The 26,434-nt window shown below is 65.3% G+C and carries 32 protein-coding genes, 1 tRNA gene and 1 pseudogene; 25 read left to right on the top strand and 9 right to left on the bottom strand.

Translation table 11 applies throughout. The annotated features are described in order from the left end of the window. Positions 1–2: 2 nt before the first annotated feature. From gyrA to ACR2MZ_RS01485, 3 genes are all read left to right on the top strand, one after another. Positions 3–2,540, top strand: a complete 2,538-nt coding sequence (gene gyrA, locus ACR2MZ_RS01495; protein ID WP_434003307.1) for a DNA gyrase subunit A — start codon at positions 3–5, stop codon at positions 2,538–2,540. Between the two features lie 17 nt (positions 2,541–2,557). Beyond that, positions 2,558–2,866 carry a hypothetical protein gene (locus tag ACR2MZ_RS01490; RefSeq protein ID WP_434003306.1) on the top strand — a complete coding sequence of 103 codons (309 nt, stop codon included), beginning with the start codon at positions 2,558–2,560 and terminating at the stop codon, positions 2,864–2,866. 813 nt (positions 2,867–3,679) lie between these two features. Continuing rightward, a complete protein-coding gene (locus ACR2MZ_RS01485) occupies positions 3,680–4,288 on the top strand; it encodes a DedA family protein (RefSeq protein ID WP_434003305.1) in 609 nt (202 codons plus the stop codon). A gap of 35 nt (positions 4,289–4,323) precedes the next feature. Here the strand turns inward: ACR2MZ_RS01485 and ACR2MZ_RS01480 are convergent, their stop codons facing one another. Both ACR2MZ_RS01480 and ACR2MZ_RS01475 read right to left on the bottom strand, forming a co-directional pair. Further along, positions 4,324–4,788 (bottom strand): universal stress protein, encoded by a 465-nt coding sequence (locus tag ACR2MZ_RS01480; RefSeq protein ID WP_434003304.1) that lies wholly within the window; start codon positions 4,786–4,788, stop codon positions 4,324–4,326. Next, positions 4,778–4,984, bottom strand: a complete 207-nt coding sequence (locus tag ACR2MZ_RS01475) for a hypothetical protein (protein ID WP_434003303.1) — start codon at positions 4,982–4,984, stop codon at positions 4,778–4,780. Before ACR2MZ_RS01475 ends, ACR2MZ_RS01480 begins: the two co-directional genes overlap by 11 nt. 213 nt (positions 4,985–5,197) lie before the next feature. Between ACR2MZ_RS01475 and ACR2MZ_RS01470 the strand changes: the two genes are divergently transcribed. Continuing rightward, on the top strand, positions 5,198–5,623 hold the full coding sequence (locus ACR2MZ_RS01470; RefSeq protein ID WP_434003302.1) for a potassium channel family protein: 426 nt from the start codon (positions 5,198–5,200) through the stop codon (positions 5,621–5,623). Between the two features lie 73 nt (positions 5,624–5,696). After that, positions 5,697–6,137 carry a potassium channel family protein gene (locus ACR2MZ_RS01465; RefSeq protein WP_434003301.1) on the top strand — a complete coding sequence of 147 codons (441 nt, stop codon included), beginning with the start codon at positions 5,697–5,699 and terminating at the stop codon, positions 6,135–6,137. Positions 6,138–6,211: 74 nt separating this feature from the next. Here ACR2MZ_RS01465 and ACR2MZ_RS01460 read toward each other — a convergent pair whose 3' ends face one another. The 4 genes from ACR2MZ_RS01460 to ACR2MZ_RS01445 form a co-directional block, all read right to left on the bottom strand. Beyond that, positions 6,212–6,355 (bottom strand): DUF5679 domain-containing protein, encoded by a 144-nt coding sequence (locus ACR2MZ_RS01460; protein ID WP_338177423.1) that lies wholly within the window; start codon positions 6,353–6,355, stop codon positions 6,212–6,214. Between the two features lie 200 nt (positions 6,356–6,555). Then, on the bottom strand, positions 6,556–7,350 hold the full coding sequence (locus tag ACR2MZ_RS01455) for a carbohydrate kinase family protein (protein WP_434003300.1): 795 nt from the start codon (positions 7,348–7,350) through the stop codon (positions 6,556–6,558). Between the two features lie 50 nt (positions 7,351–7,400). Then, positions 7,401–7,988: a PHP-associated domain-containing protein gene (locus ACR2MZ_RS01450; protein ID WP_434003322.1), complete on the bottom strand. Its 588-nt coding sequence runs from the start codon at positions 7,986–7,988 to the stop codon at positions 7,401–7,403. A gap of 44 nt (positions 7,989–8,032) precedes the next feature. Next, positions 8,033–8,368 (bottom strand): hypothetical protein, encoded by a 336-nt coding sequence (locus tag ACR2MZ_RS01445; protein ID WP_434003299.1) that lies wholly within the window; start codon positions 8,366–8,368, stop codon positions 8,033–8,035. 626 nt (positions 8,369–8,994) lie between these two features. On the opposite strand from ACR2MZ_RS01445, the gene ACR2MZ_RS01440 reads away from it, so the two are divergent. From ACR2MZ_RS01440 to ACR2MZ_RS01430, 3 genes are read left to right on the top strand one after another with little or no spacing between them, the layout of a single operon-like run. After that, positions 8,995–9,219, top strand: coding sequence for a hypothetical protein (locus ACR2MZ_RS01440; RefSeq protein WP_434003298.1), 225 nt, complete (start codon positions 8,995–8,997; stop codon positions 9,217–9,219). 37 nt (positions 9,220–9,256) lie between these two features. After that, positions 9,257–9,628 (top strand): HTH domain-containing protein, encoded by a 372-nt coding sequence (locus ACR2MZ_RS01435; RefSeq protein WP_434003297.1) that lies wholly within the window; start codon positions 9,257–9,259, stop codon positions 9,626–9,628. A 4-nt stretch (positions 9,629–9,632) separates the two neighbouring features. After that, positions 9,633–10,814 (top strand): M24 family metallopeptidase, encoded by a 1,182-nt coding sequence (locus ACR2MZ_RS01430; protein ID WP_434003296.1) that lies wholly within the window; start codon positions 9,633–9,635, stop codon positions 10,812–10,814. 40 nt (positions 10,815–10,854) lie between these two features. Here ACR2MZ_RS01430 and ACR2MZ_RS01425 read toward each other — a convergent pair whose 3' ends face one another. Continuing rightward, positions 10,855–11,505, bottom strand: coding sequence for a hypothetical protein (locus tag ACR2MZ_RS01425; RefSeq protein WP_434003295.1), 651 nt, complete (start codon positions 11,503–11,505; stop codon positions 10,855–10,857). Positions 11,506–11,630: 125 nt separating this feature from the next. Here ACR2MZ_RS01425 and rpsF point away from each other — a divergent pair, with 125 nt between their 5' ends. From rpsF to trxA, 8 genes are all read left to right on the top strand, one after another. Further along, complete coding sequence (gene rpsF, locus ACR2MZ_RS01420; protein ID WP_434003294.1) at positions 11,631–12,110, top strand: 30S ribosomal protein S6; 480 nt, start codon at positions 11,631–11,633, stop codon at positions 12,108–12,110. Between the two features lie 4 nt (positions 12,111–12,114). Beyond that, positions 12,115–12,561 carry a single-stranded DNA-binding protein gene (locus tag ACR2MZ_RS01415; RefSeq protein WP_434003293.1) on the top strand — a complete coding sequence of 149 codons (447 nt, stop codon included), beginning with the start codon at positions 12,115–12,117 and terminating at the stop codon, positions 12,559–12,561. After that, complete coding sequence (gene rpsR / locus ACR2MZ_RS01410; RefSeq protein WP_434003292.1) at positions 12,561–12,809, top strand: 30S ribosomal protein S18; 249 nt, start codon at positions 12,561–12,563, stop codon at positions 12,807–12,809. Before ACR2MZ_RS01415 ends, rpsR begins: the two co-directional genes overlap by 1 nt. Before the next feature lie 31 nt (positions 12,810–12,840). Further along, entirely contained in the window at positions 12,841–14,004 is a 1,164-nt protein-coding gene (locus tag ACR2MZ_RS01405) for a pyridoxal-phosphate-dependent aminotransferase family protein (protein WP_434003291.1), read from the top strand. Between the two features lie 248 nt (positions 14,005–14,252). Continuing rightward, complete coding sequence (gene serA, locus ACR2MZ_RS01400) at positions 14,253–15,839, top strand: phosphoglycerate dehydrogenase (RefSeq protein WP_434003290.1); 1,587 nt, start codon at positions 14,253–14,255, stop codon at positions 15,837–15,839. Next, positions 15,832–16,953, top strand: a complete 1,122-nt coding sequence (locus tag ACR2MZ_RS01395; RefSeq protein ID WP_434003289.1) for a DUF1015 family protein — start codon at positions 15,832–15,834, stop codon at positions 16,951–16,953. The genes serA and ACR2MZ_RS01395 overlap by 8 nt, the downstream gene beginning before the upstream one ends. 16 nt (positions 16,954–16,969) lie before the next feature. Continuing rightward, complete coding sequence (locus tag ACR2MZ_RS01390; RefSeq protein ID WP_434003288.1) at positions 16,970–17,329, top strand: FmdB family zinc ribbon protein; 360 nt, start codon at positions 16,970–16,972, stop codon at positions 17,327–17,329. A gap of 1 nt (position 17,330) precedes the next feature. After that, positions 17,331–17,657, top strand: a complete 327-nt coding sequence (trxA, locus tag ACR2MZ_RS01385) for a thioredoxin (protein ID WP_434003287.1) — start codon at positions 17,331–17,333, stop codon at positions 17,655–17,657. Positions 17,658–17,689: 32 nt separating this feature from the next. On the opposite strand, the gene ACR2MZ_RS01380 is transcribed toward trxA, so the two are convergent. After that, positions 17,690–18,697, bottom strand: coding sequence for an AfsR/SARP family transcriptional regulator (locus tag ACR2MZ_RS01380; RefSeq protein WP_434003286.1), 1,008 nt, complete (start codon positions 18,695–18,697; stop codon positions 17,690–17,692). Positions 18,698–18,836: 139 nt separating this feature from the next. Here ACR2MZ_RS01380 and ACR2MZ_RS01375 point away from each other — a divergent pair, with 139 nt between their 5' ends. From ACR2MZ_RS01375 to ACR2MZ_RS01360, 4 genes are all read left to right on the top strand, one after another. Continuing rightward, positions 18,837–19,529, top strand: coding sequence for a ferritin-like domain-containing protein (locus tag ACR2MZ_RS01375; RefSeq protein ID WP_434003285.1), 693 nt, complete (start codon positions 18,837–18,839; stop codon positions 19,527–19,529). Positions 19,530–19,626: 97 nt separating this feature from the next. Then, positions 19,627–20,160 carry a ferritin-like domain-containing protein gene (locus ACR2MZ_RS01370; RefSeq protein WP_434003284.1) on the top strand — a complete coding sequence of 178 codons (534 nt, stop codon included), beginning with the start codon at positions 19,627–19,629 and terminating at the stop codon, positions 20,158–20,160. 185 nt (positions 20,161–20,345) lie between these two features. Further along, positions 20,346–20,621 (top strand): DUF6457 domain-containing protein, encoded by a 276-nt coding sequence (locus tag ACR2MZ_RS01365; protein ID WP_434003283.1) that lies wholly within the window; start codon positions 20,346–20,348, stop codon positions 20,619–20,621. A gap of 6 nt (positions 20,622–20,627) precedes the next feature. Continuing rightward, positions 20,628–20,726 (top strand) — tRNA-Sec (locus ACR2MZ_RS01360). Positions 20,727–21,032: 306 nt separating this feature from the next. On the opposite strand, the gene ACR2MZ_RS01355 is transcribed toward ACR2MZ_RS01360, so the two are convergent. Continuing rightward, a complete protein-coding gene (locus tag ACR2MZ_RS01355; RefSeq protein ID WP_434003282.1) occupies positions 21,033–21,245 on the bottom strand; it encodes a hypothetical protein in 213 nt (70 codons plus the stop codon). A 254-nt stretch (positions 21,246–21,499) separates the two neighbouring features. Here ACR2MZ_RS01355 and ACR2MZ_RS01350 point away from each other — a divergent pair, with 254 nt between their 5' ends. From ACR2MZ_RS01350 to ACR2MZ_RS01330, 5 genes and pseudogenes are all read left to right on the top strand, one after another. Then, complete coding sequence (locus tag ACR2MZ_RS01350) at positions 21,500–22,156, top strand: GYD domain-containing protein (RefSeq protein WP_434003281.1); 657 nt, start codon at positions 21,500–21,502, stop codon at positions 22,154–22,156. A gap of 42 nt (positions 22,157–22,198) precedes the next feature. Then, positions 22,199–23,416 carry a formaldehyde dehydrogenase, glutathione-independent gene (gene fdhA / locus ACR2MZ_RS01345; protein ID WP_434003280.1) on the top strand — a complete coding sequence of 406 codons (1,218 nt, stop codon included), beginning with the start codon at positions 22,199–22,201 and terminating at the stop codon, positions 23,414–23,416. Between the two features lie 117 nt (positions 23,417–23,533). Next, positions 23,534–23,824 (top strand): hypothetical protein, encoded by a 291-nt coding sequence (locus ACR2MZ_RS01340; RefSeq protein ID WP_434003279.1) that lies wholly within the window; start codon positions 23,534–23,536, stop codon positions 23,822–23,824. A gap of 1,196 nt (positions 23,825–25,020) precedes the next feature. Continuing rightward, on the top strand, positions 25,021–25,356 hold the full coding sequence (locus ACR2MZ_RS01335) for a YggT family protein (RefSeq protein ID WP_434003278.1): 336 nt from the start codon (positions 25,021–25,023) through the stop codon (positions 25,354–25,356). A 242-nt stretch (positions 25,357–25,598) separates the two neighbouring features. After that, positions 25,599–26,323, top strand: a pseudogene (locus tag ACR2MZ_RS01330) (haloacid dehalogenase type II). The last annotated feature ends 111 nt before the right edge of the window (positions 26,324–26,434 follow it).

Here is a 26,434-nt window from a genome sequence, read left to right as displayed (position 1 = left end):
GCATGACTGACGACACGACTGGCACCAGCGGCGGCGTTACGCCGGCTGGGGGCGGCGACGGTGGTGGTGGTGACGGGGCGGGAACCATCGTCGGCAAGCAGCTGCTCGACGAGATGCAGACCTCCTACATGGAATACGCCATGTCGGTCATCATCAGCCGCGCCCTGCCGGATGCCCGCGACGGCCTGAAGCCAGTGCATCGCCGGACGCTCTACGCCATGAACGACGTGGGCGCCGTGCCCGGCTCGCGCTACAAGAAGTGCGCCGCCTTCGTCGGCGAGGTGCTGAAGGAGTATCACCCGCACTCGGACGTCGCGGTCTACGACGCCTTGGTCAGGATGGCCCAGCCCTTCTCGCTGCGCTATCCGCTGGTTGACGGTCAGGGCAACTTCGGCTCCATCGACGGCGATCGACCGGCCGCCATGCGTTACACAGAGGCGCGGCTGGCCCCGATTGCCGCCGAGCTCCTGGCGGACATCGAGAAGGACACAGTCGACTTCGTCCCCAACTACAACAACGAGGGCCGGGAGCCTGTCGTCATGCCCTCGCGGATTCCCAACCTGCTTCTGAACGGCGCCTCCGGCATAGCTGTCGGGATGACCACCAACATCCCGCCGCACAACCTCCGCGAGCTGGCGGCTGCAGTCTCGCACCTGCTCGAGCAGCCGGAGGCGACGACCGAGGATCTGCTCCAGTTCGTCAAGGGCCCTGACTTCCCGACGGGCGGCAAGATCATGGGCACCGCGGGCATCAAGGAGGCCTACGGCAAGGGCAGGGGGCGGCTGGTGGTGCTGGCTCGGCACACCTTCGAAGAAGCGCCCAACGGGCGCGAACGCATCATCATCGACGAGCTTCCCTACGGCGTGAACAAGGCCAACCTGGTGGCCAAGATCGCCGAGCTGGTGGGCGATCGGGAGCTGGAGGGCATCGCCGACCTGCGCGATGAATCCGACCGCTCGGGCATGCGGATAGTGATCGAGCTGAAGCGCGACGCGCGGCCCTATACGGTGTTGAACAATCTTTACAAGCGCACAGCGCTGCGTCAGACGTTCGGCGCCATCATGCTGGCGATCGTCGACCAGCGGCCTGTGGTCCTGAGCCTGAAGCAGGCGCTGGAGGTGTTCATCGAGCACCGGCGGGAGGTCATCCTTCGCCGAACCCGCTTTGAGCTGGCCAGAGCCCAGGATCGCGCCCACATCCTGGAAGGGCTCAAGATCTGCCTGGACCAACTGGATGATGTGATTCAGACGATCCGCGCGGCGGCCGACACCGACAGCGCCAGGAGCAGCCTGCAGGAGAGATTCGGCCTCAGCGAGCGGCAGGCGCAGGCAATCCTGGAGCTCACGCTGCGCCGGCTCACGGCGCTGGAGCGGCAGAGGATCGACGACGAGTACGAGGCGACCATCAAGGCGATCGCCTACCTGGAGTCAATCCTCGCCTCCGACCAGAAGGTGCGCAGCCTCATCGCCCAGGACATGGCCGAGCTGAGCAAGAAGTACGGCGACGAGCGCCGCACGGAAATCTCGCCTGACGAGTTCACCGAGCTCTCCGCCGAGGACCTGATCCCCAAGGAGGAGGTGGTGGTGACGCTGACCCACCGCGGCTATGCCAAGCGGCAGGTCTCCCGCACCTTTCGCGCTCAGCAGCGCGGCGGCGTCGGTCTGCGCGGAGCCAAGCCCACCTCCGGCCAGGACGCCCCGAGTGGCGTGCGGGAGGATGACTACGCCGAACATCTGGTCAGCACGCACACCCATGCGTCGCTGCTCTTCTTCACCCAGTGGGGTCGGGTTTTCCAGCTTCGTGTCCACGAGCTGCCCGAGCGAGATCGCACAGCCCGGGGGATCCCTATAAACAACCTGATCGAGATCAGCAAGGATGAGCGCATCACTGCTGTCTTCGTGCGGCCGGAGAGCGTCGACGGGACCGCTCGCTACATGCTGATGGTGACACGCAAAGGCGCGATCAAGAAGACGAGGACCCAGGAGTATGCGAGCGTGCGGCGCAACGGCCTGATCGCCATGAATCTGCAGGCGGGCGACGAGCTTCTCTGGGTGGCTCCGACCAGCGGTGAGGACGACATCATCCTCGCCTCTCAGCTGGGCAAGGCGATCCGTTTCCCGGAGAGCGAGGTGCGCAGCATGGGCAGGGACACGCAGGGCGTGAGAGGGATGCGGCTGGGCAAAGGCGACAACATCGCCGGCATGGCGGTGGCGCGTCCCGGAGCTGATTTGCTCGTCCTGACCGAGCGCGGTTTCGGCAAGCGCACGCCGGTGTCCGACTATCCCGTGCATCACCGGGGCGGTCAGGGTGTGTTCACGCTGAAGGTGACCGAGCGAGTTGGCAGGCTGGCCACCTTGCGCGTCACCGCCGATCCAGAGGAGGAGATACTGCTCATCTCCAGTCAGGGCATGGCGCTGCGAACCAAAACAGGCAGCATCTCGCTCATCGGTCGGCAGACGCAGGGCGTGATAGTCATGCGGATGGCAGCCGACGACCAGATAGCGGCGGTGGCCCCAGTCGGTGTGGACCTGGTCGACTAGCGAATCGGTATTTGCAATTGCTCGAACAGGCTGGCCTGGCGCTGGTCCTGCTCTCCGCCGGGCTTGTGCTGCTGGTCGGGCTGCTGACCTTGCGGCGGCTCCTGCGAGTGCGCCGCCGCTGGCAGCTTCTGGCGGCCCACGGCCGGGCGGCGGCCCAAGATCTGGAGCGGCTCAGGGGATTGCAGAGCCGGTTGAACTTGGACAATCAGCGGCAGCTGGCACCCTTACGAGCATGGCTCCGTTTTGCCCGCCGCCCCCTGGTTGTAGCGCTCTGGCAGTCGTATCGGCGCCGATCCGCCCGCCGCCGACAGGTCGGCGCAGACTAAGTGCGCGGTGGGAAAGCTCCACGCGGCGGAGCCGATCTGGCAGGTCAGGGCTGGGAGGCTCCTCAAGCCAGTCGGCGAGGAGGGTGGCTGCTCGACTTGGCGCCCGCCCCGCGAGCAGTTCGTGCAAGGCCGATTGAGAGCCGGCGGCGGAGGCTACCCAGCGGAGCAATCCATGCGCCAACAACGACACGTAGCGGACGTCGCAGGTGCCGTACGTGTGCGGCCGCAGATTGGCGAGGATCAGCAAACCCTCGGCTCGTTGTCCGGGAAGCCCCACCGGCGCGTAGAGAATCGCCGGCGAGTCGAGCTCCCACTCCCGGGGACCGGCCGAAGCCCCAGCTGACACACCGCACCTCGTGACGCAAGTCGCCTGGGCCGAGAGCAGGCAGCGCCAGGCCGGCGGCTGCAGCTCTCGCAGCTGCCGGTAAGGATTGTCTGGGTCGGGCTGCGACTGGGCCACCGTCCGCAGCCTCCGGTCACGTAGCGCGGCCACCAGCCAGCGGTCGTGCCGGATCGGACGAAGTGCCCAGCTGAGCAGACTCACGAGGTCGGTTCCCGAGCCCGGCGACGCCTGGGAAGTGACCTTGGTTTGCATGTTGTCAGTCTGCCCCTCGGGGACGGACAGGAGACGGATAAGGCGAGGGCTGACGCGATTGGTACACTGCTCCTCGGCCAGGTGAGGCCGGTCAGTGGCTTCCGCCCTCGCCTTTCGTCTGCCCATGCCACCGCGCGCCAGGCTCGGCTGCGCTGGGCGAACCGAACCATGAGCAGCACCTGTTCGCCCAGTCCTTCGCTTCACGCCGGAGCCGACGCATGACCGACTTTCTAACTCAGCTGATCTCCAAGGGTGGCCTCCTGGCCATCCTCATCACCATGTCGGCTGAGAGCGGCGGCATTCCACTTTCCAGCGAGATAGTGGTGCCGCTTGGCGGCTATCTGGCCGGCAAGGGCGTGCTCTCGTTCGCCGGGGTGGTGGTCGCCGCCACCTTGGGCAATCTCATCGGCTCGCTGGTCGCTTTCGGGCTGACCCGGCGCTATGGCACGATCGCCGTGCTGCGCTATGGTCGCCGCCTGGGTCTGCACCAAGGCCACCTCGAGGTGGCCGAGCGGTTCTTTGCCCGCTTCGGCCTGGCAGCCGTCTTCCTGGGCCGGCTGCTGCCTGTGGTCCGAACCTACATCTCGTTTCCGGCTGGCCTTTCCCGCATGGGCGTGGGTCCCTTCTCGCTGATGACGGTGCTGGGTGCCCTGCCCTGGAACCTTGCGCTAGCCTATGCCGGTCTCAAGCTGGGCCAGCACTATCAGTTGGTCGAGCAGTATCTGCGCCCGTTCGTCGTCCCGCTAGCGATCTTGGCATTAGCCCTGCTCGTCGGCTTTTACCTCTACGGGCGCCGGCGTGAGACACGCGCAGGGCCTCGACAGTAAGGCTCTAACTCAAGCCTTGAGCGACACCCCTGGGCCTAGCCGTCGTCGAGCCTCTCCCGATACAGGATGACTCGGCAGCGAGCGTTCTTCAGCACGTAGGGTGCCGTCTTCCCGAGATTGAACTCCCCGAACCGGCGCTTATAGGGCAGGCCCAAGACTATAAGGTCGGCGTTCCACTCGGTCGCCTCACCGACGATTGCGGGCCCGGTTTCCCGAGCCTGGACCATCTCCGTCTCGATCTCCACCTGCCACTCAGCCGCCAGGCGCTCGACCTGCTCCAGCACCTCCTCACCTCGCTGAACCGCGTTGTGGACGGGGGCCGAGAGCGGCAGGGAGCGGTTCACCTCGATGACATGGACTGCGTAGAGGAGGGCTGACTCCCTACCCTCGCTTCGACTGCGAGTGCCGAAGCGGCAGGCGAGCCTAACAGTTTCCTCATCCACCCGGTGCCCAGCCACCGCGACCAGGATCCGGATGCCACGCGGCTGATTAGCCGCCATCTGGACCGCCGCCGCTGCGCCGCGCCATGAATCGCTGCCAGACGACGTAGGAGCCAAAGGCCACCATCACGAAGGCCATTGGTAGCTCGATACCGCCGCTGACCGGCCCGTCAGGTCCGCGGAGGATGAAGAACAGGAAGGTGAAGACGCCGAGCGCCAGACACATCAGGCCGATGGCGAAGAAAGGAAATCGCACCGCAACTGATCCTATCGTCTAGGGCCACAACAGCCGGGGCAGCTGAGATTAGGCAGGAGACACCACCCTGCAGCTCATGCTGCACATGGAGGACATGAGAACCCCGCAGCGTTCGTAGCGGTAATCTCAACGACCTCCGATCCCCGGAGCGCGCTAGCACGGAGCCACCGACCCGCCGAGCATCCGACCATCTGAGACACCTAGAATCGAAGCGTGCGAGTGCTGATAGTGGGCTGCGGCCGGGTCGGCTCACGGTTGGCCAGCGAGCTGGACGGCGTCAGTAATGAGGTGACCATAGTCGACCGCGAGCCCAGTTCCTTCAACAAGTTCGCGGAGCGTGGGTTGTTCGGCGAGAATTCCGGGGTTCGCTTCGTGGTGGGTGACGGCACCGACGCCGAGCTCCTGCGCCGAGCCGGGATCGAGGAGGCCGATTGCCTGATCGCAGTCACCGAAGGCGACAACCGGAACATCATGGCAGCTCAGATCGCCAAGCACGTCTTCGGCGTGAAGCGCGTGGTGGCCCGGATCTACGATCCGATCCGCGAGGAAACCTATCGCGAGATGGGCCTGGACTCCTTCTGCCCCACCATCGAAGGCGCCAACCTCGTGCGCCAGATGATCTCGGAGGACTCCAGGTAGTGGGGAGTATCACCGCGACCGCTAGCGGCGGGCCCACCAGACGGCACAGCGCACTTCGTTCGCTGGTCCGCTGATGTATGCAATAGTGATCGGGGGCGGCCGGGTCGGCTACTACCTCTCCCGCGACCTGCTGGAAAGGGGGGACGAGGTCACCCTGGTGGAGAAGGACTCGGCTCGGGCCGAATGGCTGGAGAGTCAGCTGGGCAGCATAGTGATGCGCGGCGACGGCGACGAGATGGCGTTTCTCAGCGAGACGGGCGTCGAGCGCGCTGACGCAGTGGTGGCCGCCACAGGTGATGACGAGGACAACCTGGTGGCGCTGCAACTTGCCAAGCAGCGCTTCAACGTCCCGCTGACGATCGCTCGGGTGAACAACCCAGCCAACGTCGAGATCTTCAAGAAGCTAGGCGTTGACATGGCGATCTCGGCGACCGAGATCCTGCTCAACGCGCTGGAGCCCCAGGAACCGGCTCCTGTCGCCGAGAGCCCCCCGACTGCGAAAGCTTCCCAGTAGAGGGAGGCCGCGCCCGTGGGCGCGGCCACACCGCCTTCGTCGGGCCGATCGGTGGGGACTGTCTCGGCCGAGCTCTACTTGGCCTTGCCGATCTTGTAGATCTTGGTGCCACACTCGGGGCAGACGCCCACCGTGGCAGGCTTGCCGTTCTTCATGGTGATCGGCTCGGGGTTCTTCATCTCGACCTTCTTCTTGTCCTTCAGGCAATAACCTTCCACTCGCGCGTACCTCTCTTGACTTGATTGTTTGCGTGCCGGCCAAGCTGGCCGGATGAACGCGCCCCATTCTATGCAGGCGTCCGGCTCAATTCAACCCCATCTTGGCGCGCAGGGTGGGCTGGCGCCCGTCAAGGCATGCCCCAGGTCTGCCCATCCTGGACGTCCTGGAGCTGTCCGGACGCGGATCATCCTGCCCAACCTCAAGCGGCTGCGAGCGTCTCCAGGTCAGAGCGGCGGGCGCTGAGCAGACCGCGCTGACCGAGACCGGAGCTGGCGAGCGTAGCCGCGGCCACGCCGTAACGCAGTGCCTCAGGCAGGCCCTGCGGATCGCCCCTCAACTGCAGCCAGCGCGCCAGCAGCCCGCCGGCCAGGGCGTCACCGGCTCCTGTCGTATCCGCGACGGGGGTTTGGAACCGAGCGGGTTCATGGTGCTGGCCCAGCTCGGTGTAGACGGTCGCTCCCAGGGCTCCCCGCTTGACGACGAGTCCTCCCAACTCATGCGCCCGGCGGAACTGCTCGGGTCCGCGGCCACCCAACGCGGCCAGCTCCTCCTCGTTGGCGAAGTACCAGTGGCAGTGGCTGAGCAGGGCTCGGACAGAGGAGGGATCCGATGCCACGTATGAGCGCATGGCGTCTGCGGCGAGAAGTGCCGCGCCGCTGAGAGCGCGGGCAGCCTGGTTCTGACGATCGGGTCGCATCGAGCCGATGAACGCCCAGCCCCGATACCGCCTGGGCAGACGAGGCGACCAGCTGTCGTAGATGGCATCCGCGCTGCCCAGGTCGATGTTCCGCCCGCCCTCCTCTCGGGCTGACCAGCGGTAAGTCGGCGCGTCCAGCACGTCAAGGCCGCTGGCGTCGATGCCCGGCCGAAGCCGAAGGCGCTGGAGGACCCTCTCCTCGGCGTCACGCCCCACCGGCGCCACGAGTCTGACCGGCTGGAGAAGAGAAGCCGCCAGCGCGAAGTAGAGTGCCGAGCCGCCCAGCTCGTCTCGCACCAGACCCCCCTGCAGGGAATCGAGCGCTATCGAGCCGGTGACCAGGAGCGTCAGTAGCGGCCTCCCCTGCCGCTGCCGGGCGACACCACATGGCCCGCATGTCGCAGGCTGGCCAGGAAGCTTGCCGGATCGGCGTAGGGCTCGATCTCCATCCAACTCTTTCCCAGTTCCCGCAGACCGTGGCTGTCGCTGCCAGAGGCGGCGACCAGCCCCAGCTCCCGGCAGAGCTCGGCCGCGGCCCGGTTGGCGGCCGGATCCGCCCAAGGGTTGTAGGTCTCGATGATGTCGAGCCGATCTCTCAGCTGGAGCAGCCGCTCTGATGAGAAGCTGGCTCGCCGGCGATCAAGGGGATGGCAGGCGTAGGTGAGGCCACCCATCGAGCGGATCTCATCGCAGACTTCCTCGGGGGTTCCACCTCTGGCCAAGCTGCGCGTCAGGAAGAGACCGATGATCTCGCCTTCGCTGGTCTTCACCTCCTCTCCGACGATCGCCAGCTCCGGTTCCAGAGCCTTCAGTTCCAGAGCGCCCTCGGCGGTGTTGTGGTCGGTCAGGGCGATTCGGTGGAGGCCGACCTGGCGAGCAGTCGTCGCGAGTTGTGTCAACGTGGTCGAGCTGTCGGGCGACCAGCACGAGTGCATGTGCAGGTCCACCCGCAGGCGATGACCGGGGCTGGAGGCTGCTATTAGCGGAACAGGGGAATGATCCGCGCAGGTTCTCGCGCGCGCAGCGACTCGTTCATGAGTCGCTCCTGAGCTGTGTATACGAACTGCATCAACCGGTCAGGCCGTCGCTCGCCGCCGAGCTGCCGCGGCAACGTGGAGTCGGCGTGGCTCAATATCGCCACCAGCCGCGGCATCACCCAGCCGGGCGCAAAACGCAGGTCATGGAGCAGACACTCCTCCAGCCAGGCAAGTATCTCGTCGGACTCATGCAGCAGGTGACGGAGATTCTGGCGCTCCTGACTCCGCCGGTGCCAGAGAAGCGCACGTTGCTGCTCGAGAACTGTCTGCTCGATCAAATCCTCAAAACCTGCCCGCCACTATACAAGCGGGCTTGCGGGCCAGACGCCTCGGGCAGCGCGGTCAGGCGCCGGCCGCCCCACACGGCGTTTCTAGGATCATTCCTGACGGCTCTTCCAACTCAGCCAGCGGCTGGTAACGAATGGATCTTGGACCCAGGTCGGCCCGATCAGCAGATAGTCCTTCAAATCTTTCAGAGAACTGGGGGACGCAACATGTGGGGCTTATCCACAACGATTGCACAGCATGTGGATATATACTGGGCTTCACGTGAAGGCAGCCAGCAAATTCAGCGGCCCTGCCCCCCGCTTCCGAACGCCGCTCACTGGGACGGAGGATCGGCTGTGCGCCTTCTCCTGACCCGGCTCTCATTCAGTCGGCGTCCGCAGCCTCCACGTACGCTGTCCGCAGCGCTTCCGGCCGTCCCGTTGGTCTGTGCCTGGCCGCCGGCGCTGCCCGCGGCACGCGTGGCAACCGCTGAGCCCGACTGGGTGTTTGTCGGTCAGATGTCCGGGCTGGAAGCGAGCGGCTCGCCGGCGCATGACGGGGCGCTGTTCGGCGCTCTCTGAACTCGTCTCCGCCTGGTGCGGGACGCGGCCGGGGCCGGATGTATCATTGCGCGCCAATGGCGACGGCGAAGCGGACGGCCACCATGGAAGAGGTGCTGGCCGCCATCGAAGCCGGCCGGGAGAAGGTGATGGCTGACGACATCAGGTCGCTTAGCAAGCTGGGCATCCCCAAGTCAATGGCAGTGCAGATAGTCGCCAGTCGCTTCCGGCAGAAGGGAGCAGTTCCCGAAGAGGTCGAGGTGGACCCCTTCGAGAGCACCGGCCCCGGCTGGGACGACTAGCAGTCCCAGAGACCAGGAACCGCAGCCGCCTTCAGCCATGACCCGGGCGGCCAGGCTCGCGCGGCAGATGCGCATAGTGGCGGCTGTCACCCGCCAGCCGGGGGTTCACCCAGCCGAGCTCGCTCAGATCGCGTCGATCTCCGAACGTACTCTGCGGCGCGATCTGAGCAGCCTGCGGCGGGACGGCTACCCTATCCGGTTCAGCGATGGTTACCAGATCCAGGAGCTGCTACCGCTCGGTGCTGCGCAGGCCGCGAACGGTCTCGGCAGCGCTTACGACCGCCAGCTGCGGCTGGTGCGCAGCCGTCTCCCAGAACGTCTCGCGGAGCAGATCGAGCGAGAGCTGGAGGCGGAAGCGCCCGCCGCGCTGGCCAGTCTGGTCGCGCATCTGCTGGAGCGACATCGCTGACAGGGTGGCTGCAACACCCGCCAAGATGAAGACCATGACCACGGTCCGACCCGCGCTGCTCCTCGGCCCCGCCCAACCCGACGATCCCGACTTCCGCTACGCCACCGGGATGGCTATCGAGACGGCCGTCTATCTCCGGCCCCAGAACGGCGGCGATCTTCTCGTGGTTCCCCGGCTGGAACTCGAGCGCGCGCGGCAGGAGGCGAGCGCCGCCGCCATCCTGGAGCGCGGCGAGCTGGGCTGGACGGAGCAGAGGGACGCCTTTGCCAGCTGGACCGACACCGCACTGCGCCTCCTGCGCCGAGAGGGCGTGACGAGCGTGCGAGTGTCACCCCGGCTCGCCGCGGCGTGTTACGAAGGCCTTCGCGCGGCCGGCATCGAGCTCAGCATCGAAGCCCAGCTCTTCCAACGCGAGCGCCGGCGCAAGTCTCCGGCTGAAGCGGTAGCGATCAGGTCGGCTCAGGAGGCGGCCGAGATTGCCTGCGTCGAGGTGATCAGGCACCTGGGTCGGGCGAGCACCGGTGCCGGCGGCGTACTCGAACTGAGCGGCCGGCCCGTCACCTCGGAGCGGCTGATGGCTGTCGCCCAGGCCGCCCTGAACGAGCGCGGCCACGCCACGCCCGAGATGATAGTCGCGGGAGCTCCGGGGTGCGCGGTGCCGCACCATCGCGGCTCGGGACCCATTCAAAGCGGCGGCCCGGTGATCATCGACATATTTCCGCGCGGCCTCGCCAGCGGCTATCACGGTGATCTCACCAGGACTGTGGTGCCGGGCGAGATCGCGCCCACCGTTCAGCGGATGCACGAAGCATGCGTCGAGGCGCTGCGGGCAGCCTGCGCCGGACTGCGGGCGGGCGCCAACGGCAGGGATCTGCATCGGGAAGCCTGTCGACTGCTGGTGGACAGGGGCTACGGCACCACCACACCCGACTTTGAGGGAAGGCAGGAGGGCCCGGTTCTGACGCACTCGCTTGGCCACGGCGTCGGCCTGGAAGTCCACGAGGAGCCACAGCTGCGCAACCTCGACTACGAACTCGCGGCCGGTGACGTCGTGACTGTGGAGCCCGGTCTCTACCGCCCCGGTCTGGGCGGGGTCCGCGTCGAGGACACCGGCATGGTCACCGAAGCTGGTTTCGAGAACTTCACAAGCCTGCCCTACTCACTCCGCCCCGAGGACTACCTCTGACAGGCAACGGAGCCGCCCGATCGCCACGTTCAAAACGCCGCTACCTGGGTAGGTCGGCACCCCAGGTGAAAGTCGGCGGCGGATCCTGGAAGTCAGGGCCGATCTGGAGAACTATCTGCGAGTGGGATCTGAGAGGGATCTGGTTGGGATCGCCCTTATAGGGCTTTCCGTCAACCCAAATCTTCAGCTGCTCGCCCTTGCCGACATCGAGGCTGGCGACCCGCTTTGAGTTGAGCGGCTGCCGCCAGATCTGGAAGAACTCGCCCAGCGTGAAAGTGCGCTTGGCTGACGAGCTAGGCGCCTCCACGTGGATGACGCCCGTCGTGTCGTGGGTGTGAAGCCAGTACAGGCACTGCCCCTGGTTGGGTATGCCCACCAGGGCCGGGATGGGCACTGGCGTGCCGTGATAGAGGATGTCAAGATGGGCGTGATAGTGGACGGCGGTCTGCTCGCCCTGGTCGCACTTGATGTTGGCGACCGGCTGGCCCAGCACGGGCTGGGCGTTGCGCTGCTCGCGCTGGAGCAGCAGCACCAGGCTCGCGAAGACGGCCAGGAAGATGATCGCGACTGCGATAGGCAGCGGCTGGCTGACGATGAACGAGCGCAGCCTGGCCCAGGTCGATCGCTGGGGGCGACCTCGGGTTGGCGTGCGACCGCGAGTGCTGGAGGTGGGGTGTTGGCGCTTGGACAAAGGTGGTCTTTTCCGGGCGTCCTGGAGGACGGTTCCCTACAATACAGCTTGTCCTTTCTGGTCCCCGCCGCCGCTCCCGCGTGCTTGAGAGGGGATCAAAATTCCCATAGGAAGGTGTGCCCTAAGTGCTTAGAGACTACGAAATCCTCTATATCGTCAGGCCCGAGCTGGACGAGGAACAGCTCCAGTCAGCCATCGGCTCTGTGGACCGGCTGATCCAGAGCGTAGGCGGCCAAGGCCAGAAGACTGATGTGTGGGGCCGCCGGCGACTGGCTTACGAGGTAGATCGGCTCCGCGAGGGCCACTACGTGCTGACCGACTTCCAGCTCGACCCGCAGCGGGTGCCCGAGATGGAGGCAACCCTGAAGATTTCGGACACTGTCTTCCGGCACCTCATAGTCCGCAAGCCTGACGCCGTCAAGACGAAAGGAGGCAGGCCTGGGACGCAGATCCCCGAGCCGGCGGAAGTCGCCGAATCGGTTCCGAGCGCGGACGAACCGGCCGGCGAGTCCCAAGCGGCCGGCGAGTCTGAAGCGGGCGGCGTTGACGAAGCGGCCAGCGAGTCCGAGCTGTCACCAGCGACCGCCACCACGTCGGAGGCATAGCGAAGTGCCAAGCCTCAACAAAGTGATGCTGATCGGGCGCCTAACTCGTGATCCCGAGGTGCGCTTCCTGCCCAGCGGCCAGCAGGCCACCAACTTCAGCATCGCCACCAATCGGTACGCAACCACCGAAGGCGAGCGGCGTGAGTTCACCGACTACCACAACTGCGTCGCCTGGAACCAGGGCAACCGGAAGCTGGCGGAGATCATTGGTGACCGTCTGCGCAAGGGCTCGCTGGTCTATCTGGAGGGCCGGCTGCAGACGCGTTCCTGGGAGAGTCAGACCGGCGAGAAGCGGAAGGCGACCGAGGTGGTTGTGACGGACTTCGAGTTCCTCGACACCCGGGGCGGCCCAGGAGGCCCTGGTGGCACGGACGCCGGAGTCGCGGCGGCCGGGCAGCAGCCCCAAGAGCCCGGGGTGCGCGACGTCGACCCCGAAGAGATCCCCTTCTGATGTCTGAGAGAAGAGAGACGCGACACCGCCGGCCGCATCGCAAGGTCTGTGCCTTCTGCGCCGAGCGGATCGATTACATCGACTACAAGGAGGTGAGCCGTCTGCGCCGCTTCCTGTCCGAGCGAGGCAAGATCCTACCCCGGCGAGTGACAGGCACCTGTGCCAAGCATCAGCGACCGCTGACGGTGGCGCTGGAGCGGGCGCGGATGATCGCCCTGCTGCCTTTCACCACCGACGGCGGGCGCTGAACGCGGTTTCACCGGCCACCAGGAGCTCTGAATGACCTTCCAGCAGCAGCTGCGAATCCCCGGCCCCTCCCCCTTGCCGGAGCGCGTCATCCGCGCCGCGGCCAAGCCGATGATCGACCACCGGGGACCGGAGTTTGCACAGCTCCTGGCCGACGTGACGGCGGGTCTGAAGCGCGTCTTCGAGACGGAGAACGATCTCGTTCTGCTCACCTCGTCGGGCTCAGGCGGTCTGGAATCGGCGGTCGCCAACCTCGTCTCGCCTGGGGACAAGGTGGTTTGCTGCGTCTGCGGCAACTTTGGCGAGCGGTTTGCCGCCCTGGCCGACGCCTTTGGCTGCCAAGTCGTGCGATTGGAGGCCGAGTGGGGCCAGCCGATCGACCCGGACGACCTCTCCCACGTCCTCTCGGCCAACCCGGACGCGGCGGTGGTCTTCATCACCCACAACGAGACCTCGACAGCCCTCACTAACAACCTGCCAGCGCTGAGCAGGGTGGTGCGCGAGCACGGGCGCCTCTCAGTGGTGGATGGCGTTTCCTCCATCGCTTCGATGCCCATCGAGGTGGACGCGCTGGGGCTCGACGTGGCTGTGAGCGCGAGCCAGAAGGGCTGGATGGCGCCCCCTGGAGTCGCTTTCGTGAGCATCAGTCAGCGGGCCTGGGAGTTCCAGGCCCGGGCCCGATCGCCCCGCTACTACTTCGATTGGGCGGAGGCGGTAAAGCAGCTTGCGGCCGGCTCGACGCCCTTCACGCCTGCCATCTCAGTCATCTACGGCCTCCAGGAGGGAATCCTCATGCTGGAGGAGGAGGGGCTGGCGAACGTGTATGCGCGGCACCGCCGGCTCGCCACCGCCACGGCGGCGGGGCTGGCCGAGCTGGGCTTCGGCCTCTTTGCGGCGGAGGGCTATCGCTCCGCCACGGTGACCGGCGCGGTGGCCATGGCCGGCCTCGATGTGGCGGCCTTCCGGACCCTGCTGCGGGAGAGGTATGGCCTTGTCATCGCCGGCGGGCAGGGCAAGATGACAGGCAAGATGGTGCGCGTCGGCCACCTGGGGTTCGTGAACGACGGAGACGTGGTTCAGGGTCTCTGGGCGATGGAGAACGCACTGGAGGAGCTCGACATAGCGCCGGCCGACGGCCGGGCGCTGGCGGCGGCCGCCCGCCACCTGGCCGGCGAGCCGGCGGGCGCGGCGGTCTAGGCCCAGACTTGGTGACCGGGTGTCTGGCGTTGGCTGATGCGCGCCGTCGGAGGAGACCGACCAGCCGCGGCGTGCGGCTGAACTGCCAGCGGCCGACCACCAGCTCAGAAAGCACCTCCCCCCAGAAGAGGTTTCAATCGAAAACGCCCGTCCACCCAAACCCCCCACCCAAGGGGGTTGTAGGTTCCGAAGAATACGGTCGCCCGCAGGGCCTGTCAACGCTGGTTGTGAAGACAGCAGGCGCTTAGTTGGAGCGCCTCCGGGTCCTCGTCGGCGACAAGCTGGCAGAGGACGGCCTCGCCCGCCTGCGCCAGGCAGTCGAGGTGGAGGTCCGCCTCAAGCTGCAGGAAGCCGAACTGGTGGCTGCCATCGGCGACTTCGATGCCCTCGTGGTGCGCAGTGAGACCAAGGTGACCGGCCCCGTCCTGGAGGCCGGCAGCAGGCTCAAGGTCGTCGGGCGGGCGGGCGTAGGCGTCGACAACATAGACGTCGAGGCGGCCACTCGACAGGGCATCATGGTGGTCAACGCGCCCCGGGGCAACATAGTCGCAGCAGCCGAGCACACAATCGGCCTGCTCTTCGCAACAGCTCGCAACATCCCCCAAGCCGACGCCTCTGTGCGGCGGGGCGAGTGGGAGCGCTCCCGCTACACAGGCACCGAGATTCGGGGCAAGGTGCTCGGCATCGTGGGCCTTGGCAACATCGGCTCCGAGGTCGCCAAGCGGGCGCAGGGCCTGGAGATGGACGTCCTCGCCTTTGATCCGGCGGTCCCCAAAGAGCGAGCGGAGCAGTTCAACGTGGAGCTGGTCAGCCTCGACGACCTCTTCCGCCGAGCCGATTTCATCACGGTTCACGCGCCGCTGGTCGAGGGCACGCGCAACCTCATCAATGAGCGCGCACTGGGCCTGGCCAAGCCGACCGCTCGCTTGGTGAACGCCGCCCGCGGCGGCATAGTCGACGAAACGGCTCTCCACGCCGCCTTGAAGGAGGGCCGTCTGGCAGGAGCCGCGGCTGACGTCTTTCTCAATGAGCCGCTGGGCGACAGTCCACTGCTGGAGCTCGACAACTTTGTGGTCACCCCGCATATAGCCGCCTCCACCTCCGAAGCGCAGACGTCAGTCGCCTTCGATGTGGCCGAGGAGGTCCTGGCCGTATTGCGCGGGGAGCTGCCCCGTTACGCAGTCAACGCGCCCGCCCTGCCACCTGAGGAGCTGGCCTACCTACGGCCCTTCGTCCAGCTGGCTGAGCGGCTGGCCGCCCTTCACCTGCAGCTTCAGGGAGGCCGCACAGCCCGGCTCGAGGTCGAGTGCCAGGGTGAGCTGGCCGAGCGCGAGACAGGCCTCATCACGGCCGCCGCCATCAAAGGGCTTCTGCAGCCATTCACTGAGGGCCGCATCAATCCAGTCAACGCCCGGCTGGTCGCGGCGAACCGCGGTCTCGAGCTGAGCGAGCGTCGAAAGCCGAAAACCGGGGAGGGCTATCCCAACGCCGTCAGCCTCAGGGTCGACGGTCACGAGCTGCGAGGCACGGTGCTGATGGGGGAGCCGCGCGTGGTGGCAGTGGGCGCATTTCGGGTTGACCTCATCCCCGAGGGCCGCTTCCTAGTCTCCCGGCACGAGGATCAGCCAGGCGTGGTGGGTCGGATCGGCACCATCCTGGGTCAGAGCGACATCAATATCGCCTCGCTTCAACTGGGCAGGGACGCGCCCCGCGGTCAGGCGATGATGCTGCTCCAGGTGGACGAGCCAGTCGGCGAGCCGGTGCTGGAGCAGCTGCGCCACGTCTCCGGCATCGAAGACCTTCGCTATGTGGAGTTGGGCAGCCTGGATGGCTGACGTCAGGCCTTTCCGAGCGCTGCGCTTCAGTGAGCCGCTGGGGGACGTGGTGGCTCCGCCTTATGACGTGCTCAACGAAGAGCAGGTGCGGCTGTGGCAGGCGCGCTCGCCCCATAACGTCACTCATCTCACTCGGCCGGGGAGTGACTACGAAGCAGCCGGCCGGCGCCTGCGGCAGTGGCTCGCCGAGGGTGTGCTGCAGTCTGAGGCCGAGCCGGCGCTCTACATCCACGAGACTCACTTTGGAGACTGCCGGCGCACCGACCTGATTGGCGCGCTGCGCCTGGAGGCCTTTGAATCGGGCGTGGTGCTTCCCCACGAACTGACGCACGCCGGGCCGAAGGAGGACCGCCTCCGGCTCTTCGAGGCCACCGAGATCAGCTTGGAACCGCTCTGGTTCCTGACTGAAGGCCTGATGCGGTTGCTGGCGGCGGCGCCGGAGGGCGCAGTGACCGAGTTCGACTACGCCGATGAGCATCACATCCTCCGCCGAATAGCTAAGGCCAGCTGGCTGGCCGAGGCGAGCTGCTACCTGGCCGGCCGGCAGCTGCTGATCGCAGACGGCCATCACCGCTATGAGACAGCCCTTCTCCGTTCGCGCGAGTTGGGCGACGACCCGGACGCCTCCAGCCGGTTCACCCTGGCGCTGCTCAGCGATCTCGAAGATCCGGGCCTCGTCGTGCTGCCCACGCACAGGCTGCTCAAAGCGGGCGTGGCAGTGATAGGCGGGGAGCCGGTCGCTGACCTCGAACAAACACTGGAACTGCTGAGGGGACGGGTGGCCGCCGGCACGTACAGGAGTGGCCAGTTCCAGCTGCTACCCCTGGAAGGGGAGGTGGCTGTGGTCGAGCTGCACCGCCAGGTCATCGACAACGTCTTGGGCAAGCGCAACCCGGAAGACTTCCTCGCCTACACGAGGGATGCGGAGGAGGCGGTCCGCTGGGTGGATGGGGGCGAGGGCGTCGCAGCCTTCTTCCTCGACACGCCGGATGTGCAGGCAATCCTGCGTCTCGCCCGGCGGGCGGAGATGATGCCGCAGAAAGCCACCTACTTCTTTCCCAAGCCGCCCTCAGGCATGCTGCTGATGAAGTCGAGCCCCGAGCGAAATCTATAGTGGAGAACGGTTAGCAATGCCCATTTACGGTTATCACTGCGATTCCTGCGCCCACGAGTTCGAGATTCTGCAAAGAATGTCGGCGGATCCTCTGCGGGAGTGCCCGGAGTGCGGCGGCCGGCTGCGCAAGCTGCTCTACCCGGTGGGCGTGCAGTTCAAGGGCAGCGGCTTTTACACCACTGACTACAGAGATGGCGGCAACGGCAAGCCGGATGCCAAGGCCAACGAGAAAGCGGAGGCCAAGCCGGAGTCAAAGACGGAGGCCAAGACCGAGGGCAAGCCGGACAAGAGCACCGACAAGGGGGAGACGAAAGCCGCCAGTCCTTCAACGAAGACCGAGACAAAAGACTCAGGCGCTGCCAAGAAGGAGCGATGAGATGACAGTGAAAGCCGTCACCGACGCCGACTTCGAGGCTCAGGTGCTGAAGGCGGCTGAGCCGGTCCTGGTCGACTTCTGGGCGGAGTGGTGCGGTCCCTGCCGGGCGATCGGGCCCATCGTCGAAGAACTGTCCCGGGAGCTGGCCGGCAAGGTGAAGGTACTCAAGATGGACGTCGACGAGAATCGGCGGACGCCGAGCTCACTCAGCATCATGTCGATCCCGACGTTGATCATGTTCAAGGACGGTCGTCCGGCCGAGCGCACGGTGGGCTACCGTCCCGACCTGAAGCGCGACTTGAGGCAGAAGCTGGAAGCGCTACTGTAGGGACGGCTGCCGGATCCAGCCCGTTGTGACGTTCAGATCGCGTCGGTGGCGCTACTCAGCCTCTCCAGGATCCAGTCAGTGACGGCCGGCGGCGAAAAAGGCTTGCTGACCAGCAGAAACGGGTGCTGGAGTTTATGCTCACGTGGCGCGGGTATCCCGGCCACTATCGCGTCATACGTGAGATGGGGCGCGGGCCCGGTGCTGGGGGAGAAGTCGGAGGCCAGTTCGGCCAGGCAGCCGGCCGCGGCAACACATTGCACCAGCGGCCATCGGTACCTGCTATCAGATTCCACGACGAGGACCCTCTTGGAATTGGCCGCCGGGATGCGAATGACCTCGCCCCGAAGCATCCTGCGATGGAGGTTCCGGGTTTGGGGCAGAGGGTCGAGACCAATACCGCTGGCTATCCGGCGCAGGCGCTCGTAGGTACGCAGAGCACGGCTTCGATCACCCATCAAGTAGCTCGCGAGCATCAGCCGCCGGTAATGCTGCTCCCCCTCGGGGTCCCGCTGAATAGCCTGCTCCAGATGGCTGGCAGCGCTGCTGAACAGTCCTGCCTCCAAGGCGCGCTCTCCGGCCAAACCTGCGATCCGGCCGATGCCGGACCTGTACTCCTCCTGTAGCGACAGGGCCCAGGGGGTAAATGGATCGTGCTGCAAAATCTCCCCCCTGTCAGCCAGCGCCAGCGCTGCTTGCAGGCTGTCGAGGGTTCCCGAGAGGGCCAGGCGGTCGAACTCATCGAGGTCGGAGGAAAGGCGCTGGCTGTCCACGCGGTAGCCCCGCTCAACCGTAGTGATCACCTTGGAGTCCCCGCACGCTTTGCGGAGGATGGACACGTAGGTCTCGATGGTTGCCTCCATGCTCCGCGGCCGCTGGTCGTCCCATATGGATGACGCGAGGGCGCCTTTCGATACGCGCCTTCCTCGCTCAGACAGCAATACCTCCAGCAATCGCCGGGGCTTGGCGCCTCCCAGATCACCGGGACCGAGTCGGCCGCCAGTTGGTGTTTCCAGCTCCAGTGGCCCGAACAATCGCACCATCACCTCACTGGTACGTGTGCGGACACGACTTGTCGCATAAGCGCCGGACGTATTCAATCAAAGGTTTTCCAAAGGTCGCCCTCGCCAGAGTGAGCCATAGCCGTTCAAGGCGGCTGAGGACAGGCACATAGGAGCATTCATGAACACAGACGAGCCATTTGGCGGCGAAGCCGTACTGGAATTCGATTCAGATGCGGGCCGACGCAGCTTCCTCAAATACGCAGCCCTGGTTGGGGTGGGCGCCACCCTGGTGGCCTGCGGAAACAGCGGCACCTCTTCCGGCAGCTCGTCGTCGCCCTCGGGCGCCGGCTCTCCCAGTGCGGCGGGTGACGACACCAGCCAGTTCGGTCAGGGTGATCTTGGCATCCTCAACTACGCGCTGACCCTCGAGTACCTAGAGGCGGATTTCTACGCCAAAGGCGTCGCCGCCGGCAGCTCGCTGCTCGGCGACTCCCTGCCCTTGATTCAGCCCATTGCGATGCACGAGGCGGCCCACGTCCAGGCGCTGACGCAGACCATCACCGGAGCCGGCGGTAAGCCGGCCACCAAGCCGACCACCAAGTACCCGGACGGCACATTCACCGACAAGATGAAGTTCCTGACCACCGCCTCGACGTTCGAGGAAACCGGCGTCAAGGCCTATCACGGCCAGGTCACGCGGATCAAGGACAAGAAGGTGCTCGCGGCTGCCGCCAGCATCGCGGGGGTCGAGTCGCGACACGCGGCAATTCTGGCCGAGATCCTAAATAAGAAGCAGGTTCCCGCACCCGTCGAGGCTCACGCACCATCCGCCGAGGTCGTGGCCGCCGTCAAGCCGTTCTTGGGGAGCTAGTCAGATGTTGAACAATTGCCTATCCCGAAGATCCTTCCTGGGCCGGTCAACGATTGGCGCTGGCGTCGTAATCTCCGGTGAGGCTGCGATCCAACTGTTGAGTACGACCCGAGTCTGGGCCGCCGCCGCCCAGGGCGACCTCGACATCCTCAACTTCGCACTTACGCTCGAATATCTCGAGGCCGACTTCTATGCTCAGGGCAACCAAGCGGGTGCCAAACTCTTCACCGATCAGCATGCGAAGGATCTCTTCCAGTTGATCGCGTCTGACGAGCAGGCGCACGTACAGGCCCTATCGGACACCGTCACGAAGCTCGGTGGCAAGCCGGCGGCCAAGCCGACTGTCAAGTATCCGGACGGAACTTTCACTGATTACAAGGCCTTTCTCAAGACCTCGAAGACCTTTGAAGAGACGGGCGTGGGGGCGTACCTCGGACAGGCGGGTAGCTTGACCGATCCAATGCTGCTCCAGGCGGCGGCAGGAATCTTTGGTGTGGAGTGCCGCCACGCGGCGCTGGTGGGCAAGATCTCGGGGCTCCCGGCCGAGGGTGGGATCTACATGGGCGCCACCGAGACCGCCAAGACCAAGGAGGATGTCCTGGCTGCGGTCAAGCCGTTCATCGGCGGCTGACAACCGATTCTCGTTGAAACCGCAGAGCGGCAGCCTCGTGGCTGCCGCTCTCCCTTCGCCGCCGGACGCTGTAGGACGACGGCGAGCCATCCGCTGCTGACCGACCTATGATCGATGTGAGAGCCGGGCTTGCCAGCTCGGACCTTTCCTGCCGCACCCGCCTTGGGGATGGCTATGGTGAGGCGGTGAATCCCGTGCTGGACGATTTGAGCGATCGGCTGGCGGCGGCCGCCGAGCGGCACGGTGGCAGGCGGCCGGCGCCGCGGCTAACGCCCGACGAAGCGCGGGAACTGCTGGAACTTGCCCGCGTGGTGGCACACTCTTCGGAGCGACGCTTCGCCCCGCTCGCGACCTACCTGGCTGGCTGCGCAGCCGGCCGACTGGCTTCGACGGAGGATGCCGCAGTGTTCATCCGAGAGGTACGGGAAGAGCTCGAGTCCGAACAGCCGGAAACCGTCTGAGGATCGGGGGATGTACGGGGGCTGGTGCCCCCCGCGGTCTTCAAAACCGTTTGTGGGGCGGTGCGAGCCGTCCCAGGTGGGTTCGATTCCCATCCATCCCCGCCACTAGTTATAGTTTGTCTCAGAAGAACGACCACCTCATATGGGGGTTTTTGGGCTTGCATGCCTCTCTCACTGAGCTGGGCACTCGCCCATCTTCAACCTGCCGATGACAGCCAATGTGACAGCCAACGTTGCAGCGATGTGAATGGGAGAGGCGCTCTGGCTCGAAGGGAGTGTTCCGAGATCTGCCCCCTCGTCCGCCACGAAGCCGTCAAGCGTATCCACCCGCCTCTCAAACCTACGGGGCCGCGTCTAAGGGCTGGCGCCGTCGCCGGATGTAGTTAGTCGGCCCCCGTCACTTCGACGGCATTACTGGCCTGCTGATTTCTTGCCGCACTCGTTGAGCCTCACCATCGTCCGCTTCATCTCTCGCTGGACGGCGTCATGCAACACGCGGATTGTGTCCAACTGTTGCATCAGCTCATCTCCATGACCGCGCTCGTCAAACACCTTGGCTGTGTACGCGGCCTGGTTGTGGGCCTTATCTACTAGCTCCAGCAGCGCACTGAACACTTCGTACAACCGTTGACCGTCCGGATCTAGCCTGAAGTCCGCACGAGCTGCCTGGCGGGCGCTCGGTCAACCGGTCTATCACTTCCAGCTCTTCAGCGGAGTGCACCTTGCCGCCCATGAACAACCGGAGAGCGTGCTCGATCTCAAACAGTGCACGCACGAGCATCTTGACGTCTTCGCGGAGGACAGCGTGCCGAGCGTCCCGCAATTGACCTAGCTCTTCTGCCCTTCTGACGGTCAGATCGTGCTCCTGCTTCGCTTGGATGAGGCCGCCGAGCAGGGCGAGCAATTCAACAAGGGCAACAGCGCCCAGGGTCAAGCTACCCTCTGCCTCGGCTCCCGTTTTCATCCGCTCACTGGTGGTCGGCCGCCCCGGCCATTCCTCCTCGAGCAGCAGCTGCCGGATCGTCGACGAAGATCGAGCACGCTCGGCGGCCGAGTCATCAGCTTGGACCAGGTCCCCGCCATCTTCACAAACAGTTGGGCCGCGCGAGAGGCAGCCTCAAAGCCCCGTCCAGGCGGCTCCCAAAGAATCTGCCGGTGCGAGAAGGCGGAGGCGTAGCATGGATTCTAGGAGGTGGGAGCCCATGTCGAAGTACCTTTTGCTTGGTGGCTATAGTCCCGAGGCCTGGACCCGAATGATGGAGACCCCAGGCGATCGGGAGGCTGCTGTCAGGAAATCGTGTCAGGATGCCGGCGGTAGCATGGAAGCCTTCTACTGGGCTTTCGGCGCGGACGACTATGTTCTCATCGCAGACTTTCCGGACGACGTGAGTGCGGGTGCCTTCAGCGTAGGGTTGGCGAGTTCCGGAGCACTGCATGACGTGCGCACGATCAAGCTGATCACTAAAGAGGAGGGCCAGGCTTTGCTCGACAAAGGTAAGGCTGTAGCAGCGGGGTATCAGAAGCCGGGAGCGTAGGCGACGCGCGGATGCGTGGGTATTGGGTAGAGGGGGTGCCTCATGGCGGGTAACAAGGCAGTCGCGTACATCGGTCCAGGCGAGGTCGAGGTCCAGACCATCGACTACCCTGAACTGGTTCTCAAAGACGGTCCAGGCGTCAACCCGAAGAACGTCGGCCGCAAGTGTGAGCACGGCGTCATCCTGAAGATCGTCTCCACCAACATCTGCGGCTCCGACCAGCACATGGTTCGGGGCCGGACCACAGCGCCGAAGGGCTTGATCCTTGGCCACGAGATCACGGGTGAAGTGATCGAGGTCGGTCGGGATGTCGAATTCATCCAGAAGGGCGACCTCTGCTCGGTGCCCTTCAACATCGCCTGCGGACGCTGCCGGAACTGCAAGGAGGGCAAGACCGGCATCTGCCTCAACGTGAACCCTGAGCGCCCTGGTTCCGCCTACGGCTACGTAGACATGGGCGGTTGGGTCGGCGGGCAGGCAGAGTACGTCATGGTTCCATACGCCGATTGGAACCTGCTCAAGTTCCCGGACAAAGAGCAGGCGATGGAGAAGATCCTAGACCTGACCATGCTCTCCGACATCTTTCCGACCGGGTTCCACGGCGCTTACAGTGCGGGCGTCGGTCCCGGCTCTACCGTCTACGTCGCCGGCGGGGGGCCAGTGGGGCTGGCCTGTGCACACTCTGCCCAGTTCCTGGGCGCGGCCGTGGTCATCGTGGGCGATCTCATCCCCGAGCGCCTCGCGCAGGCGCGACGCTTCGGCTGCGAGACAGTGGACATCTCCAAGGGTGAGGTCTCTGACCAGATCGAGCAGATCCTCCGGGTACCAGAGGTCGACGCCGCCGTCGACTGCGTTGGCTTCGAGGCGAAGGGCCACGGCGCAGACTCAGGTCACGAGGCGCCCGCCACCGTCCTCAACTCTGTCATGGAGGTCGCTCGAGCGGGTGCCAACATCGGAATCCCGGGACTCTATGTAACCGGCGACCCGGGCGGCATCGATGAGGAAGCAAAAGTGGGCTCGCTGAAGATCCGGATCGGGTTGGGCTGGGCTAAGTCTCACGTCTTCACTACTGGTCAATGCCCGGTGATGCGCTACCACCGGGGGCTGATGAGCGCTATCCTGCACGACCGGGTGCAGATTGCCAAGGCGGTCAACGCGACGGTCATTTCACTCGACGACGCGTCGCAGGGCTACAAAGACTTCGACAAAGGGGTTTCCAAGAAATTCGTGTTCAACCCGCACGGGCTGGTTAAGCAGTAGCCATTGGCAGAGTCGAATCCGCGGAGACCAAGGACAGGCCGCCCAGGTCTTCACTCGACGCCTCGTCTCCATCCAGAGTTGCTGCAACCGGCACTTGGTTTTGCCGGAGGGTCGCGCGTGGACTTCTCAACCCTGAAAGGGCCTAGCGCGTTGATCCCATTGGCGATGTCGTTGGCAGCCCTCGCCTTGGTGCTTGGTCACATCGCAATGTTCGGCGGGGGCCGCCACGCGGACGAGGGGGCCGCCGCCCATCTCTGGCAGCTATTGATGGCCGGTCAAATGCCGGTCGTCGCATTCTTTGCGATCAAGTGGTTACCGCGGACCCCAAGGCAGGCGCTGTTGGTACTCGTGTTGCAAGCGGGCGCCGGCGTCGCGGCGGCTACACCCGTCTTCCTCCTCAAGCTGTAGCGTTAGCACTCGGGCACGGCAACCTCAAGTGGGCGGTCGATGATCAGCGCGCAGGTGCCTGTACGCATAGCTTGGGTTGCGTCGTGCCCGCACCGGGACTCGAACTCTCCGGACGGATGCCCGATGCTTGTCTACGACCTGGATTCAACATGACAGCCAAGAGGACAGCCAAGCAGCTGGACATCGCTGATTTCGGCGGACAGGAAAGACACCGGCGCACAGGGTTTCGAAGTTCAGCCGGACCTCCGCGGGACTTCCTCAGACGCTGCCCAAGCGAACTTCACAAACCGTTTGTGGGGCGGTGCGAGCCGTCCCAGGTGGGTTCGATTCCCATCCATCCCCGCCACTGTATTTGGGAGCGCTAGTGAGACGGAGCCGCTACATATAGGCGTTAGGGCATGCTCCCCTTCACTTCCTCAGCCGGTACCTTAGCAGGCTCAAGCGTCAGTTGACAGCCAAAATGGCAGCCAGAGTCTTAGCGCAGACGGCGGACTCAAATCCGTGACCGCAAAGCGCATGGGCTCAACACATGCGACAGGCCGTCGTTGGGCAGGATGAGATCAGGTCGGCGCCGGGCGGTAGCTGTCTGAGCACCGGAGGTGGCGCCGCGTAGAGGTGATCCCGCTGATCTGGAAGGTCTGGCGAACAGCCATAGCGTGCGATCTCTCTAGCCATTTGGCCTCTCCTCCTTTCACTCTGTGTCGGTATCTACGTCGGGGTCTCCAACGGCTGCCCTCGTTTCCTATTTGATGCCTGTCATTGGCGGACATCGCCGTCCGGGCCAGGTCGGGATCATGCCGACCCCGGAGGTGGGATGTGCCTCGGGTCGTAGTCGGCTGACGAGATTGCCCCGCAGCGAGACGGAACCATCCCGCGACAGCTCAACGGCAGCCCCACCACCTGTCAGTGCCAAGCGGGTATGCCATAGCTCCGTCCGGCCTCGCCACGTGAACGGATCGGCGCGGTGCTGCCACGCGGCCGTCGAATTACCGCACACGAAGCAGGCTGCCTGGCAGTAGGCCAGTGATCGACTGAGGCGGACCAGGGGATCGCCACCACGGGGCTCCCCGCCGGTCTCGCAGAGCGTCGAACAGCGAGTGAGTCGACAAGTAAGATTTCATGCCCTATCATGGCTTCTGCCTTCAGGGGCAGTCACCATGGACCCCCAACCGCCGCCAGTTTACTCCGAGCCCGCCGTGCCAGTTGTCCCCGTCAGGGCGGGCTACAACTTTCGAGCGGTGGCGGTGGTCTGGTTCCTGGCCGGAGTGATCGACGTCCTGATCGGACTTCGCTTCCTGCTCAAATTGCTTGCCGCCTCCACCCAGTCGGCGTTCGTAGACTTCATCTACGGAATCACCGCCCCTCTCGTGGGCGCCTTCCGCGGTATCTTCGGGGATAGCAGCCAGGGATCTTACGTGTTCGAGCCGTCATCGCTGGTGGCCATCGTGGTCTACGCCTTGATCGCCTGGGGCATCGTGGCGCTGATCCGGATCGTAACCGCACCGCGTGGCAGCCGGCCGCTAGCGCGGTAGGCCTGCCTTCCTAGGCGCGGAGAGCGGTCGGGCAGGTCAACCTATTGGTGGCGTACCGCTGACGCGGCCTGGCCTCGCAGCGACATCGAGCCATTCGAGATGTCGCGTGTAGGATCACTTAAAGCGAGTTGCGCCCCACAGCGTGGCAGGTCATCCCGTTTCCGAGATCCCCAGGCCCTCCAGGGCTTGGAACGGACCTCACACCTTGACCCATTAGTCCAGTGAACGAGCCGGCTGTCTCGTTGTCGCGGTCAACAGCTGACGTCCGGGCCCTGCTGTTCGACACGTTCGGGACGGTGGTGGATTGGCGGTCGGGAATCGCGCGTGATGCGGGCCCGTTTCTGGCCCGACACGGAATCGCGGCAGATCCGCACGAGTTCGCTGACGCCTGGCGAGCCCGCTACCAGCCGGCGATGGAGGAGGTGCGCTCCGGCGGCCGTCCCTTCACCCGGCTCGATCTGCTCCACCGGGAGAACCTCGACGCCGTTCTTCGCGACTTCGGGGCCGACCCCGGCCGCCTGCCTGCCGATTCACTGGACGACCTGAACCGTGCCTGGCACCGCCTTGACCCCTGGCCGGACTGTCTTGTTGGCCTGACGCGCCTGCGCGCGCGGTTCATCATCGCACCGCTATCCAACGGCAACCTGGCGCTGCTCCTCAACATGGCCAAACGGGCCCGCCTTCCCTGGGACGCCATTTTTGGCGCCGACGTCTCCCGCTCCTACAAACCGCAGCGGGAGGCGTACACACGCACCGCGGAGGCGCTCGGCCTAGCGCCGGCCGAATGCATGATGGTCGCCGCGCACAACAGCGACCTGCGAGCCGCTCGAAACGCAGGTCTGGCCACCGCTTTCGTGCTCGACCGCTGGAGCACGGCCCGAATCAGACGAGTGACCTGGTGGCAGAGGAAGCTTGGGACGTCGTGGCGCTGGATTTCAGTGGCCTGGCCGAGCGCCTGGGTGCCTGAAGGCACGGGGCCAACGAGTGCCCGGTCCGGTTTCGCTTCCCCGCCGTGGACTTCTGGTCGATCGCAAGCGCGTGCCAACTGGCGGGCGGAGTCAAGGCCGCTGCCGTAAGG

Origin of the sequence: Candidatus Dormiibacter sp., assembly GCF_050999135.1 — a bacterium.
GTDB lineage: Bacteria > Chloroflexota > Dormibacteria > Dormibacterales > Dormibacteraceae > Dormiibacter > Dormiibacter spiritus.
The sequence above is the reverse complement of the archived record's forward strand: the minus strand, read 5'-3'. Positions and strand labels throughout refer to the sequence as shown.